General features: G+C 28.5%; 16 protein-coding genes. 13 read left to right on the top strand and 3 right to left on the bottom strand.

The window, feature by feature from the left end; translation table 11 throughout:
* Window positions 1–190 precede the first annotated feature (190 nt).
* Window positions 191–811 (bottom strand): TetR/AcrR family transcriptional regulator, encoded by a 621-nt coding sequence (locus OCU55_RS09350; RefSeq protein ID WP_261852035.1) that lies wholly within the window; start codon window positions 809–811, stop codon window positions 191–193.
* Between the two features lie 922 nt (window positions 812–1,733).
* On the opposite strand from OCU55_RS09350, the gene OCU55_RS09345 reads away from it, so the two are divergent.
* From OCU55_RS09345 to OCU55_RS09325, 5 genes are all read left to right on the top strand, one after another.
* Window positions 1,734–2,273 (top strand): nitroreductase family protein, encoded by a 540-nt coding sequence (locus OCU55_RS09345; protein WP_261852034.1) that lies wholly within the window; start codon window positions 1,734–1,736, stop codon window positions 2,271–2,273.
* A gap of 52 nt (window positions 2,274–2,325) precedes the next feature.
* Complete coding sequence (locus OCU55_RS09340; protein ID WP_261852033.1) at window positions 2,326–2,883, top strand: DUF1697 domain-containing protein; 558 nt, start codon at window positions 2,326–2,328, stop codon at window positions 2,881–2,883.
* 405 nt (window positions 2,884–3,288) lie between these two features.
* Window positions 3,289–3,936 carry a TetR/AcrR family transcriptional regulator gene (locus OCU55_RS09335; RefSeq protein WP_261852032.1) on the top strand — a complete coding sequence of 216 codons (648 nt, stop codon included), beginning with the start codon at window positions 3,289–3,291 and terminating at the stop codon, window positions 3,934–3,936.
* A 146-nt stretch (window positions 3,937–4,082) separates the two neighbouring features.
* Window positions 4,083–5,270: a hypothetical protein gene (locus OCU55_RS09330; protein WP_261852031.1), complete on the top strand. Its 1,188-nt coding sequence runs from the start codon at window positions 4,083–4,085 to the stop codon at window positions 5,268–5,270.
* 510 nt (window positions 5,271–5,780) lie between these two features.
* Window positions 5,781–6,404 carry a DUF4362 domain-containing protein gene (locus OCU55_RS09325; RefSeq protein ID WP_261852030.1) on the top strand — a complete coding sequence of 208 codons (624 nt, stop codon included), beginning with the start codon at window positions 5,781–5,783 and terminating at the stop codon, window positions 6,402–6,404.
* Window positions 6,405–6,568: 164 nt separating this feature from the next.
* Here OCU55_RS09325 and OCU55_RS09320 read toward each other — a convergent pair whose 3' ends face one another.
* Window positions 6,569–7,258, bottom strand: coding sequence for a hypothetical protein (locus OCU55_RS09320; protein WP_261852029.1), 690 nt, complete (start codon window positions 7,256–7,258; stop codon window positions 6,569–6,571).
* A 425-nt stretch (window positions 7,259–7,683) separates the two neighbouring features.
* Here OCU55_RS09320 and OCU55_RS09315 point away from each other — a divergent pair, with 425 nt between their 5' ends.
* The 3 genes from OCU55_RS09315 to OCU55_RS09305 all read left to right on the top strand — a co-directional run bounded on the left by OCU55_RS09315 (window position 7,684) and on the right by OCU55_RS09305 (window position 10,186).
* The gene (locus OCU55_RS09315) at window positions 7,684–8,214 is read left to right on the top strand and encodes a hypothetical protein (RefSeq protein ID WP_261852028.1); all 531 of its coding nucleotides are present in this window, start codon (window positions 7,684–7,686) and stop codon (window positions 8,212–8,214) included.
* A 225-nt stretch (window positions 8,215–8,439) separates the two neighbouring features.
* The gene (locus OCU55_RS09310; RefSeq protein ID WP_261852027.1) at window positions 8,440–9,489 is read left to right on the top strand and encodes a hypothetical protein; all 1,050 of its coding nucleotides are present in this window, start codon (window positions 8,440–8,442) and stop codon (window positions 9,487–9,489) included.
* Between the two features lie 301 nt (window positions 9,490–9,790).
* A complete protein-coding gene (locus tag OCU55_RS09305) occupies window positions 9,791–10,186 on the top strand; it encodes a hypothetical protein (protein WP_261852026.1) in 396 nt (131 codons plus the stop codon).
* Between the two features lie 273 nt (window positions 10,187–10,459).
* On the opposite strand, the gene OCU55_RS09300 is transcribed toward OCU55_RS09305, so the two are convergent.
* The gene (locus tag OCU55_RS09300; protein WP_261852025.1) at window positions 10,460–10,639 is read right to left on the bottom strand and encodes a hypothetical protein; all 180 of its coding nucleotides are present in this window, start codon (window positions 10,637–10,639) and stop codon (window positions 10,460–10,462) included.
* 397 nt (window positions 10,640–11,036) lie between these two features.
* Between OCU55_RS09300 and OCU55_RS09295 the strand changes: the two genes are divergently transcribed.
* The 5 genes from OCU55_RS09295 to cutA all read left to right on the top strand — a co-directional run bounded on the left by OCU55_RS09295 (window position 11,037) and on the right by cutA (window position 14,670).
* Complete coding sequence (locus OCU55_RS09295; RefSeq protein WP_261852024.1) at window positions 11,037–11,504, top strand: HD domain-containing protein; 468 nt, start codon at window positions 11,037–11,039, stop codon at window positions 11,502–11,504.
* 48 nt (window positions 11,505–11,552) lie between these two features.
* A complete protein-coding gene (locus OCU55_RS09290; RefSeq protein ID WP_261852023.1) occupies window positions 11,553–11,915 on the top strand; it encodes an MmcQ/YjbR family DNA-binding protein in 363 nt (120 codons plus the stop codon).
* A 309-nt stretch (window positions 11,916–12,224) separates the two neighbouring features.
* Entirely contained in the window at window positions 12,225–13,244 is a 1,020-nt protein-coding gene (locus tag OCU55_RS09285; RefSeq protein WP_261852022.1) for a DUF1646 family protein, read from the top strand.
* A 258-nt stretch (window positions 13,245–13,502) separates the two neighbouring features.
* The gene (locus OCU55_RS09280) at window positions 13,503–14,258 is read left to right on the top strand and encodes a peptidase MA family metallohydrolase (protein ID WP_261852021.1); all 756 of its coding nucleotides are present in this window, start codon (window positions 13,503–13,505) and stop codon (window positions 14,256–14,258) included.
* A gap of 79 nt (window positions 14,259–14,337) precedes the next feature.
* On the top strand, window positions 14,338–14,670 hold the full coding sequence (gene cutA, locus OCU55_RS09275; RefSeq protein WP_261852020.1) for a divalent cation tolerance protein CutA: 333 nt from the start codon (window positions 14,338–14,340) through the stop codon (window positions 14,668–14,670).
* Window positions 14,671–14,761: the final 91 nt, after the last annotated feature.

The raw sequence follows: 14,761 nt of genomic DNA, 5'->3' as shown, positions 1-14,761 counted from the left end.
TTTATTTTTACATAACTAACTATTTAGTTAACAAATGATAAAAAATAAAAAAGCCCAAATACGTTCTCTCAATAGTAACATTATAATACTTTAAATTTAAAAGTCACTAACAAAGTATTTCCAGTTTATTAATAACTAACTATTTGGTTAACATAATGCAAAATATAAAGCAAATACATATTAATATTTGCTATTTACATTCATATGGCTTGTTTTGAATTAATTCTTTTCTAATACGTTTATATGTTTCTAAGAATTTTTTCTTTACGTCCTGTTCATCGAAACCATAGAAATGTCCCCATTTTTCACCCATTACGATGAAAGCTGCAGCAGGTACCATCATATAGAAAAATGAATTGATCATAAGAGTTACAGGATCTTCTACGGCTACACCTTTATTTTTTAGATTTGACACCTTAATCTCAAGTGATGGAAGGGCAGAACTAAAAATAGTCTCAGTACTTGAAGTTGCTTTTATTGATTCAATCATCATGACTCTAAGTACATCTTTCTTTTTTACCATAAAGTTATATAATAGTTGAAACAAAGATTCTATCTTACTATCGTCATCTATATCAACATTATCCGTAAAGCTATCTTTTATTTCCTTAAAGTCTTTTTTATATTGTAAAATTATTTCTTCAAATAATTTTTCTTTGCTACTGAAGTAATAGTAGAGCATTGCCTTATTCACTTTTGCTCTAGCCGCAATTTCATCTACTCTAGCGCCATCGAATCCTTTTTCAGAAAAAACCTCGATAGCAGAATCAAGAAGTTTTTGCTTAGTATCTTGTGATTTATTCTTTTCCAAATTGACACCGCCTCTCATAAACTTGTTGTTGTTAAAAATAAAATTTTACTTCAACAAATAACTTATATAAGTTGCCTAGTTAGAAATAGAGTGGTAAAACAATTTGTATAAGTTTATTTTAGTTAAAGAAAAAACACTAACTAACTACTTAGTTAATATAGCATAATTAAAGTTTAAATTCAAGATAGTCATCTCTCTATTAGTGTTAAGGGAAACAAGTTGCTAAATTTTCATTATTGAATTTTAATAATTTTATAGATATTGGTCTTTATGGGTAACCATACTTATCACAATAGGGGACAGGTAAGTTGTAATACTTATAAACACTTGTGAGATGTATTAAAAAAATGTTGGTAGGGCTAAGTAAGGCAAGAAATGTATTAAATAAATGTTGATAAGGATAGCATGCTGATTATATTTAACTCTAATTTAAAGTCTAATATGAAAATTCCCTTATAGATGAAAAATTATAACTTACAAATCTTACATAGGAGCTATTTTATTGATTAAATTATTTATTTCATTTTGTAGGCTTTTAGGTGAAAAATGGGAAACGCTGATTGCTGGACTTGGAGACAAATACACCAACCGATATTTAAAATTAATATATAACAGCATGTACACATATTTTTAACAACATTTATTTAATACATTTCCATAATGTATTTAAAAGTTATATAATATAGGCTATAGAAAATATTTCTCATGTTTGAAACTATTTATAATAAGTTATTATAATTTTGTTGATGTACGATTAGAGTATTAGAAAGCTAAAAATTTTAGTATTAAAAACAGTTTTAGATTTTAACAGTTATCTTTGGTTGAGATAATTGAAGTAATGTAAAAATAATTTTTTATATATTTTTAGAAAATGGATTATAGCCAGATTAATAAGTTGTGTAAAAGATAGGAGAGGATTGTTTTGTTAAATGAGATTTTAAGTCGTAGAAGTATTAGAAAATATAAAAATGAAGAAGTAGAAGATGAGAAAATACTTGAGATTATAGAAAGTGGAAGACTTGCGCCATCAGGCAGCAACACACAACCATGGCATTTTATAGTTATAAAATCACAGGAGATGAGAGAAAAACTTGCATACACGTCTCATAACCAAAAATGGATGATGACAGCTCCAGTTTTTATTGCCTGCGTTGGTGATATAAGATCAAGAATCGATGAATCTGTAGAAATAAAAATAGATGAAGAAAGCTCCCAAGAAGAGGTTAAACAGATTATTAGAGATACATCTATTGCAGTAGGGCATATGCTTCTTCAGGCTGAAAATTTAGGGTTAGGTACATGTTGGGTAGCTTGGTTTACACAAGAAGAAATCAGGCCAATACTTAATATTCCTGAAGATAAATATTTATTAGGAATAATTACCTTAGGATATGCTGATGAGGAACCAAAACCGCGTCCAAGAAAAAGTATTGAAGAAATAATACATTATGAAAGTTGGTAATTGGCGAAGTTTTTTAAAAAATTGAAATTAGATTACAAATAAGGTGGTTTATATGAATACATATGTAGCTTTATTAAGAGGAATTAATGTTGGTACAAAAAATAGGATTAAGATGGTGGATTTGAAACAGTTTTTTGAGTCCTTAGGTTATATTGATGTTAAGACATATATTCAAAGCGGAAATGTGATTTTTAAAGCAGATGAAGATAACGAAGAGGTAATAATAAATAAAATTGAAGCTACATTTGAAGAGCGATTTCAATTTAGCAGTAATATAATTTTGAGAACTGGAAAAGAACTAACAGATATAATAAGAAACTGCCCATTTTTAGAAAATGAAATAGCTGAAGCTAAAGCAACGGCTGAAGGGGAATGTTTCTATGTATCTCTCATGAAATACGTACCATCAGAGGATAAAATTAAGCTTATAGATAAGTATGAAGATGATGCTAATAAATATAAAATCATTGGTAGAGATGTATTTTTACTTTTTAGTAAAAGCATAAGAAATTCTAAACTCGCTAACAATCTTGGAAAATTAGATGTACCTAGCACAGTTAGAAATTGGAATACAATTAATAAGCTAGTATCAATGCTCGATGAGAAATAGGTCAGCAAATCAAATAGATGTATAGTTATAAATAAAGTTTATTGAAGTATGTTTGTAAGTTACATAGCTATAGATAGTATAGAAAAGATAAATTAAAAAAGCTAGAACGAAGGTGTTAAACATGTTAAACCCCTTGTTCTAGCTTTATTTTTATTTAAGATGAATAAGAAATATTTTAGATTAATGTATAATTACTAACATTTATAGTAATTATCAAATAATAATTCGATTCGATTTATTTGACAACTACTTTCCATTATTAAGATATCTGTTAAAAGTTCAAATATTCATAAATTAATATTGAAAAAAGTGGATATATGCACTATAATGCAATTAAGTAAACTTGAAGTTTACATAGAGGCGGATTTAGAATTTTTATAATTACAGATTTGGAGATTTAGAATTATGGGAGCAGAAGAGCGCAAAGAAAAGGAAAAAGAATTAAGGAGAAAAGATATTATAGATGCAGCAGAAAGAGTGTTTTTTTCTAAAGGCTATGATGTGGCAACTATGGACGATGTAGCAAGAACTGCAGAGTTTAGCAAGAGGACTGTATATGTATATTTTAAAAGCAAGGAACAGATTTATTTTGAAATAATGATTAGAGGCTATAAGATCCTAATACAAATGATAGAGGATTATGACAAAAAGTTAAGTAATGATGCTGGAATATATAAGATAAGAAAGCTTGGATTAATTCTCTTTGAATTCAGTAAACAATATGAGGATTATTTTAGTGCAATAATGAATTATGAAAATGGTGAGATGGACTTTTCAACTGGGGTAACAGATAGGGCTAAACAAGAATGCTATGAGCTTGGAGAAAGAATATTTGATTATCTTATCTGTTCATTAAAGCAGGGAATTGAAGATGGAACTATTGATAATAGCGTAGATATTACAAATACTGCTTTAGTATTATGGTCGTGCACATTAGGAATTTTTAATACTTTAAGGACAAAGAAACGTTATATTATGGAGTATCACCAGAGAAATGCAGAGGAGCTTTTGGAAGAAGCTTTTGATATGCTTACAAAAGCCATTAGGAAATGATGACATAAATTAGACAACTTCCATATTTTTATAAGCTTAATTTAGTCTTATTAGGGTCTACTCAGAAAAGATCTTGAAACTCTTTATACACAAGTGATAGGGATTTTATAATATTTCAAAAGCAATAAAATAGAAGGGGAGCTGAAATGAAGTATAAAATGATGAGAAAAGTGAGTAAGGTATTGATAGTAATATTTTTAGTATTAATTATCTTATTATTAACAATATTTACAGCTGGTGGGGCATTTGTAAAAGAAAAATATTTGGAGCCATGGGGTAAGAGTTATTCTGATAAATTTGAAGATAAAAGGATAAAACTGATATCAAATGGTATTCTAGCTGCCAGTGGACACAATATGCAACCATGGGTTATAAGGTTAGACCAAGATAAGAATGTTTTTTATTTATATGCAAATAGCGATTTGTTAACTACAGAAGTAGATCCTTTTGCAAGGCAAACAATGATAACACAAGGAACATTTTTAGAATATGTTGTGGTTTCAGGAGAACACCTTGGGTATAAGGTAAGCATAGATTTTTTTCCAAAAGGTCAATATGATGAACAAAACTTAGATAGTAGTATGAAAGAAAAACCAGTGGCTAAAGTAACTATTTCAGAGTCTAAAAATAAAGACAGTAAGTTATATGATTTTATGTTTTTTCCTGACACAAATAGAGAGATTTACAAAAAAACTAATTTAGCAAAAGAGCAGGAAGATACTTTGATAAATTTAAGTAATGAGGATGTAAAAATAACAGTATTAGATGATGGAAATAGTTTGAAAAAGTTAGGTGCATATGCCATGAAAGGTGCTGAAATAGAGGCAAACATCCATAGAATGAATGAAGAATCAGCCAAAGTATTTCGTGTTAATGAGTATGAGAAAAATAAATATAGATATGGTTATTCTTTTGAAGGACAAAATATAACAGGTTTGAAAAAGTACTTGATGCAAGGGATTATAACCCTTATTGCCTCAATAAATAGTGAAAAAGCTTCAAGTGATATATATATTAATTCCACTAAAACAGCAGTAGAAAATACTCCTGCATACGGTATGGTTATTACAAAAAATAATAGCCGCATTGAACAAGTAAAAAGCGGGATGATATATAGCAGTCTAGTGCTGAATGCTCATGCTTTAGGATTAGTTATGCAACCTTTAAGTCAGGTATTAGAAGAATATCCTGAGATGAAAGATCAATATGTAAATTTTCATAAAGATTACGCTAATAAAGGTGAGACAATTCAGATGCTTTTTAGAATTGGTAAGCCAACAAAAGAGGTACCTCAGACCATGAGAAGAGATGTTATGGATTTTATAAATAAGTGATTTATATGAATTGAATTTTATGCTTCATAAATGGAAAATAGTAAATAAGTAGTGCACTTCAAATATTAAATAATATTTTGAGGTGCGATTTTTTTTGCATGCTTTTATAGAGTGGCTAGCTCAGCTATTAAATTATACATACCTACAGAATATAGGTGAGGGATTTTCGAACAAGTATAAATTAAGTTTCAATATGGGGATTCTTTAAATATGTATCACTTAAATTAGAAAGCTGTTTTTAAAAAATTCACTACTTTTGGTGAGAGAATTTACAAATATAAGTTTTATTACGAATTCGAATTAATAAAGCTACTGTTATATGAATTCATAATAAAGGATATTTAACAAGGAAAATACAAGTAATAATTGGAACAATTGTTAGTATATTTTTAAGTCATATAAATGGGATAACTATATATTTTATAAAGCAAAATAAAAAGGAGTTAAACCATAGAACTAGGTTTAATAGACAAGATGGTTTTTAATTGAATAATAAAAAGGAGTGATATTATGAAAAACTTTATTATAACTACATTGACAACTTCAATTTTATTTTCATGTATTGCAAACTTTGAACATAAAATATCTCCAGATTTTAAGCAATTTAGTGGAACTGAAGAGGTTTTATTTAATATAGATGGATTAAACAGTGAAATTGATGGTAAAGTGTTTTTTAACAGTAAGTCAGAGGAGGTATTAAATAATGAAACTATGACCTTAGAAAAAGCTATAAATAGTGGTTACATTATTGAGACTCCAGAAGAAGACTTTAATGTAAATCTTAACAATGATCATATACTGGTATATAACATTAAAAGATTAGATGCTTTTATGGATAATATAGAGCATAAGATTAGTGATAGAGTTCGTATTGTGAAGTACGCGAGAGAAAATAAAAAAATATGGGTTAATAAGCTGTACGATTTAGAATATAACGGTCAGGTAATTAAACTTGAAGTGTATGATACTTATAGCGATCCTAACAAGTTTATTAAGTCTCCAGCTTCTTATGAAAACAAAGTAGTTAAGAGAGATTATGAGGAGTATTTATGGTATGGTATATGTTCTAATAATAGCGAAAATGATGGGTGTGCAACTTTAATAAGTTTAAAGAAATCTGAGCTTGTTAGGTAATTCCATATAAGATTTAATAGAGTACATCCATAGCAAGTGATGTTGTTTATAAAAGAAAGTTATGGTGTACTATGCTACATATGTTGTGAATTATTTATTATGAAATAGACCATGCATATTTGTGAGTGAGTTATCTATGCATGGCTTTAATTATTATTTAACGATCATTTGATTTTTATTAAAGAGCTCTTTTTGATTCCTACGAGATTTCTAAGCTTATATTTGATTATGGTAGTAGGAATATGTTCATTTTCTTTATGTGCTGATGTTTTAGTCCAAAAGTAAAAATCTCTAGGATTTACCTCTAATTTTGCTATTGGTTTCACTGGTTTTTCACAAATCCACTCATCAAATTGTATTGAACCATTACTGACTTTATGAAAACAGTCAGATGGAAGAATATATATCATTCCTGATGTCCAAGGCTTTTTTCTTAAATCATCTTTGGAAAGAGAGAAAAAGTAAAATTTAGGACCTGTTTTTATTTGAACACAGCCATTTCTTATACTATGTTCAAGCTTAGTTCTATCCAGTACTGCATAAAATACTGGCCATATCCCATCCTTAGAAGCAAATACAGCTTCAGTAATTTTTCCATTAAAAAGTGTTTGTATCCTAGGTTCAAATTCATCAATATTTTTATTGTTAGTACCATGAAGTATGAAGTTTTCTTTCAAAGAAAGATATTGTACAAATCTATATTTAGGAAATCTACTATTATATCTTATAAGAAAGCTCTTAGGTTCAGAAATAATGCTTTCATACTCTTGTATCTCTTCTTCTGAGAATTCTATATTAGGTTTTGAATAAAAAACTAGTTGTAAGAATAATTTAGACAAATAATCTACTAACAATTAAGATTCTCCTTATCCAATGTATTGAATTCTTTTTAAAAGCTTCTTTTAATTATATATCCTTATATAAGTATGGTATTTTACAAGTAGATGTATTCAAGAATATAAGAAAATATATGAAAAAAGTATATGTATAGATAAATTACTTCGCAATAAAACTTATATACTTAAATTCTTATATGATAATTCAGTGGAGTTCATAAAACAGTTTTCAGATTGCAAGGGGGCATCCGTAACTGTAACTAGGTTTAATAGAATAGAACAGTATTTTTAAGTGGTTTGTTTTTACACATAATGGTAGTAGATGGTATAATGAATGTTGGAATGTTTATTAGAGTTAAATTAACATTCGAAGAAGAAAATCATATAAATAAAATAATAGTATAAGACAACTAGTAAAGTTAGAAAATAGGGGTATGTGTATTATGAATATAATAAAATACTTGTTGATATTAATATCAGTATTATTGCTTTCAGTTATAGCAGTTACTAGGGGAATTGGTCAAGCTTTTATAGTTGGAGGAACAATAAGTATTATACATGGAGTTCTTATGCTTAAAAGTAAAAAATATGAGAATTCAATATATAGTAAATTGGGTAAACCTGTAGAATTTGGATTTCCAGACAAAGAAAAGTTTTATAAAGATCAAGGTGTAAATTGCAATAGTAAAGTTAATAAATATTTTAATTCAGAAATGCTTATGGGTTTTGTTATTTTGGTACAGTCTGCTATTAATAATAAATTACTAATTACAAAGTTATCCGTAGTAAATGCAGCATTAGTTGGGGGGGCCATATTTGTTATTGTTATTTTCTTTGATATTTTAAGCAAGTCAATAGCAAGAAGAAGTAAAGAATATTCAGATTTCTATTTAAAGATCTTATGCATTTTAATTTTTATTACCATTCCATTTATGTTCTTTGGATTAATATGGGTGTTGAGAAAACAATATTAAAAAATATATTTAATTATATATGGATGAACATTTCCTAATAAGTTGTGTGTTTTCAAATTAACTGGTGTATCCTTATGAATATATAATTTGTAAGTAAAATGTAAATTACCTATTAATTATCATAAGAACTTTGAATAAGGCTGGTGGATATTCAAAGAAAAATAATTAATAATTGAGTGTAAAAGAGTGTTGGGAGAACGATAATAAAAGAGAGGTAAGAAATTTATGGTTGAAAGAAGTTTATATGAAAAGTTGACAAGGCTATTTGAGAATGAAACAAATTTAATACTATCCAAATCCATTGTTGGTACAACTGATGCTGAGAGTTTAACAGAGTTCGTTAATGATTTTTGTAAGACTTATCTTAAAAGTGAAGTTGGTGAGTGTTTATACGCAGGTCTTAGTGTTGGGGCCTCATTTGGTTTAAAATTAAACAATGGACAAGAAATATTCCTAAAGATTAATAAGCCCAATAATGATGATTCAATAGCTCAATGTTCATTTGAGGGAATGAAGGCTATTTCTACAGTACAGGAGAAGCTATCAGAATATCAATTTCCGTGTCCTAAAGTTATTATTTCACCTGTTGAATACAGAGATGTCATTGTAACAGTAAATAGTTATGAAGATATTGGTGCGCAAATAGATGCACATAATCCAAGTATCAGAAAATCTATTGCAGAAAAGTATGCCGAGTTAATAAAGCGTACAGATCCATTTATAAAGACGGAAGGATTTAAGTACTTTAATTTCTATAAGAATGACAAGCTTTTTCCAACTCCTCATAATGCACTATTTGATTTTAATAAGGCAGGAACAGCTGCCAACTGGATTGATAATATTGCTTCAAGATCAAAGAAAATTATAAACTCTATTCCTGAAAATTTGGTACTAGGACATTGTGATTGGTCTTTGAAGCATTTCCGCTTTGTTAATGATGAAATGATAATGATCTATGATTGGGATAGTTTGTGTCTTCAGGACGAATATCATTTACTTGGTATAGCAGCAAGTACTTTCACTACTACCTGGGACATACCAGTTAAGATAACTCCATCACAACATGAAGCTTATGAATTTGTAAGAGAATACGAAAGTGTTCGCGGAAAAAAATTTACTAAAGAAGAGCTTATGAAAATATCAGCATGTTCAACTTATATTATGTCATATACTGCTCGCTGTGAGCTTGCTGTTGATCCAGATAATAACAACTTTGAAGGGTCATTTAGACAAGCGTTGAGTAAGATGACAGGTGATAATTATCTGGGAATTTAGCTTTTAACAGGAGAAATTTAAACTGCTAATTTATGAATTTTAAAATCATAGGTGCGTAATTTTCTTAAAAGCATAAATTAAGTTTATAATATAACTGTTTAATTATGAATGCTAAAAGTCATTGATGTATGATTTTCGAACATGCATAACTTAAGTATTTGTAATGGAACACTATATAGAATACTAATTTTAATTATTAATTTATACATGCCTGAGAATCCTCAGATGCTAGGATTTTCGAATAAGTAAAATATTTAACTTGATTTTTATATAATAACTATGGAAGAAAGCAGGAGAACATATGAAAAAAATTATTTATATACTGGTTATTTTATCGCTAGTTTTAGTTGGTTGTAAGAATAAAGAAAATACGGTGAGTAACACTATAATCAACTATGAAGGGAAAAGTCAGAATTGGGAAGTAACTTATAAAGTAGAAGGAAACGAAAAGAAACATGATAGCTATTATACCTTTAAATATATTGGAACAGATACGAAACCAAAATCTGAAGTTCAATATTCTATTGATGGACCTAAAGAAGGAGAGAGCGATCAGTTTCTACTTAAAGATAAGAATGAATATAGTGGTAAAATGAAAAACACTGGTGGAATGCCAAGTGACACTGATAGGGGCATAAATGTTAAGGTAGAATGGGATGGAAAAACAGAACTATTAGTGTTAAACAAGTTAAAATAAAATCATATCTGCCTCTCCGGGTGAATATGAGGAAAGTTTTGTATACGAACAAGATTTGTTTTTTTACTGTATACTATAAAAAGCTTTTGAAATTGATTGAAGTATCTAGGTTTAGCTATCCTAAAAATTTTATACTTTCTTTTACAGTTAATAAGCACTTCTGGAGGTCAGAAGTGCTTTGATTTTGAAAATTTTATATTTTTATCACTGAATATTAAATTATTACTGTGTAGATTTTAAAAACTTAGTAATAGGATTTTATAAATTAAAAAACTAAAGCTTTTTAGTTTTTTTAAACATAAGTGCAAATGTATCAACTATAGATATACCAGCTGATATGGCAACTGCTTTAACTGCATTTATCTGAAGCCATGGAATAAAATTACCTAATAAGAAAAGTACAATGAAAACAAATATGAACTTTATTATAATTTCTTTTAATGATGAACTCATGTCACTACCTCCAAAAAGTATATGTATATAATTTAAAATATTATGTAAAGATTTTAGCATGGAACAAAGAGATATAGGTTACAGCAGAGTTTCATTATTTTTACATAAACAGAAAATAAATGATATAATTTTAAGTGGAAGTTTTGATAGACTGATATATAGTAATTTACTAAGTTGAGCTTCTATATAAGTAAAGAAGAAGTCGATTGATAAAATAAAACCATACATTATATAATTATATATTTTTACGAAGTTTTAATTATAACATTATATAAATATATAGTAAATATGTGGAGTTAGAGCTATTATTTAGCTGATATAAGATAGTAATAGATTAAAAATGAAGGAGGTTAAGTGCTTGTGATTAAAAGCTTTAAGTTAAGCACTAGGTAAGTTTATGAACAGATTAGAAAAAGTTCATGAGATAGTAGATAGTATTTTAATGAAGCAGACTAATACAGAAATAAGACGTCATGGGTATGTGCACCTATATGGAGTATCTTCTAACTGCAGCATTCTTGCATTAAGACGGGGAGCAAATGCAGAGTTAAGTGCTGTTTCAGGTATGCTGCACGATATTTATACCTATAAAGCGGGAGACAGCTACGAGCACGCAAAGTTAGGTTCTATTGAAGCAAGAAAAATTTTAAATGAAATTAAGTTGTTTACTGAAGAAGAAATAAATATTATTTGTAAGTCTATTTATAACCATAGTAATAAAAATGATGAAGGCGGGATATATGAAGAAATCCTTAAGGATGCTGACGTACTCCAGCATTATTCATATAATACAGGATTTCCTGTGGCTGATCATGAGAAAGAAAGAGTAACAAAACTATTTAAGGAATTAGGTATTGAAAATTAATCAATGAGAATAGGAGTATTAAGGATACATTAGAAAAGGGGTGTTTTAATGAACTATGAATGGTTAGATGAATATTGCCTTTCAAAGCAAGGAGCTAAAAAAGACTTTAAGGAAGAATGGAATGCTACAAGATACTTTATTGGAGAAAAAATTTTTCTTATGGTTGGAGGAGATAAATATAATAAGGCTATCATTACAATAAAGTGTGAACCATTCTTTGGGCAAATGCTGAGAGATGAGTATGAACATATTATTCCAGGATATCACATGAATAAATTACATTGGAATTCAGTATATTTTGATGGTGATGTACCTGATAATGTGGTAAAGCAGATGATAGATATGTCATATAGGATAGTACTTAATTCTTTAAGTAAGAAGCTTCAGAAGGAAATTCTTAAAGACGCATAAAACCACCTATTACCAATTGTACTGTAAAAAGATAAGAAATCAAAGGGAAGACTTAAATATGATTGTGTAATGTTGAAACAGAAGAATAATAATGAATATTTTACGACCTAAGAGCTTGATATATTCGATAATAATAGATAAGCCTCTAACATAGTTCTTAGTAAACATTACGGTATATATACGGATATCAGTTTTAATTATAATTTGGCATAATATTTCTTAAAAGGTGAAAAACTTAAAAAGTAGGTTTTTCACCTTTATTTTGCCTAAAATCCACTAAAAATTAGAAAGTATTTAGGAGAATGTTAAATGGAAATAGCTTTAGTCTTAGTTTTACTGATAATTCTTATACTGCCGTTGACTATGAGAAAGGTAGAAGATAATTTAGAGTACTTTCTTTTTGCAATGGGAATTTTAGCAACTATCATATCAAAGGCAATGAGTATTCATTTTATCTTAGAGATTTTAGAAAACCATTTTTTGTATATGATAACTTTTGCTGTACTTGTTGGTGGTTTATTATTTAGATATATAAATAGGTATGTGGAAAGAGCAATGAATTACAGCCTTAAACATGTTTCTTTAAAGGTATTTATATTCACTATGATTATACTAATTGGATTAGTTTCAAGTGTTATAACTGCAATAATTGCAGCTCTTTTCTTGGTAGAGATTATTGAGATGCTGCCAGTAAATAGAGAAAACAAAATAAAAATAAATATAATAGCTTGTTTTTCCATTGGATTAGGATCTATTTTGACACCAATTGGTGAACCACTAGCGACTATTATTGCAACTAAATTAAATCTGGATTTTTGGTATATGTTAAGTAATATTGGAAGATATATTATTCCAACAATAATCATTTTGGGGATTCTTGGTGCTTCCTACGGAATAAAAAATAATGAAGATTTGGAAGAAACTAAGCCTAGGATTGTAAATCAGACAATAACAGATATAGTAGTTAAGGCCGTTAAAATCTTTATATTTATCATTGCATTAGATATGCTAGGCGCAGGCTTTAGGCCTCTAGTAGATAAATATATCATACAATTAGATAGTAGCATTTTATATTGGATAAACATGTCCTCAGCAGTGCTTGACAATGCAACTCTTGCAGCAGCTGAAATAAGTAGTAAAATGACTGCAAAGCAGATAAATGCCATAACACTTGGTCTTCTTATAAGTGGTGGAATGATGATTCCAGGAAATATCCCAAACATCATATCATCAGGACGTTTAAGGATAAAAAGCTCTGAGTGGATGAAATTTGGAGTGCCTTTAGGGTTAATTATTATGGTGACTTTTTATGTGATTCTATTTGTGTAAACTCTTCCATAGTTGTAGTTAAAATCGAAATGAGCTATAATTATCTACATTAATGGAATATTATGGAGAACTATTTAGGCTTATTACGATAGTGGTATAAAAAGCATTGAAGAAACAAGCTTAAAAGTTAATGAAATTCAATTAGAATATTTGAAAATAATTAAGGGTAAATTTGATAAGTCTTATAGTGTAAGTTTTCAGAGATTGCCAATCATATAGGGCAAAGGCTAAGATGCAGACGTTAAGGAGATAAATAGAATGAATGCTATTAATTATGAGGGGAATAAATACTTATTTGAAGAACTTAAAGAATTGGATGAAAAGGATGAAAACAAACTAAACTTAAGAGTAAAGACAGAACATTTTATAGTTTATTTTAGAGAAAATGATAGTAAATGTATGGGTAAAGTTATAGATGCACTAGAAAATAATTATAGTAGAATAACAATCAATTTAGATCAGAAATTGCAAAGCAAACTAATTATAGAAATTTATTCTAACATTAAATCACTTCATCATGCTTTAGGGCTACAAGATGCTCCAACTTGGATAAGAGGAGGGCTTGGAGCTGGAAAAATTATAATAGCATCACCTCTAAATCCACCGCCAGGATCAAACTTCGATAATGTAGTAAATACTGCAATACATGAATTTGTGCATATTTTAGTTAATAAAATAAATAACAATACTCCAAGGTGGTTAAATGAAGGAATTGCTTGTTACGAAGCCAAGGATAATAATGAAAGCTGGATAAGACAAACGGTTAGTGAAGGGCTTAGTAATGGAAAGATTCCTACTTTCAAAGACTTAGACACCGGAGAAGATTTTGAAACATTTTTTGCTCTTAATGGCTATCAATACTCATATACTATGGTTGAAGCAATAATAAATTTATTTGGTTATGATAAATTAAGAAGGTTTGTAAGGTCACCGAATAAATTTGATGAGGTTCTTAATATAAGTAAAACTAATCTTTATATGAAATATATTGATTACATAAGAGAAAATTATTGATGTGCTACTTCTTAATAAAAAACATTTTAAATACTGTAAGGGTGCATTTTAGATTTTAATAAAAGGAGGAGAAAGTTTCATGGACTTTAAAGAAGTAAAGATTGAAATATATATTCCAGAAGAATACGTGGTGACTTTGAGAAACGAACTAAATGACATTAATGCATGTACAGTAGGGGATTATGACAATGTTATGTCCTTAACAAATGTAAGAGGATACTGGAGGCCATTAGAAGGTTCAAATCCTTTTAACGGAGAGATAGGGAAAGTTTGTGAAGGCGAAGAATGTAAGATGGAGCTTAGATGCAAACGAGAATACGTAAAGGATGCTTTAAAGATCATCAGAAAAATTCATCCATACGAAGAACCATTGATTAATGTGATTCCAGTAGTGAATGAGTTGTTTGAGTAGTGAAAAATTAAATTAATTTATGGGGAGACAAATTTATTTTAATAAAAGATAAAATACATTAGTAATCTATAGAATAATATTAGATATTGTT

Origin of the sequence: Clostridium folliculivorans, from assembly GCF_024341905.1 — a bacterium.
GTDB lineage: Bacteria > Bacillota > Clostridia > Clostridiales > Clostridiaceae > Clostridium_AR > Clostridium_AR folliculivorans.
This window is presented reverse-complemented; position numbering and strand designations above follow the sequence as displayed.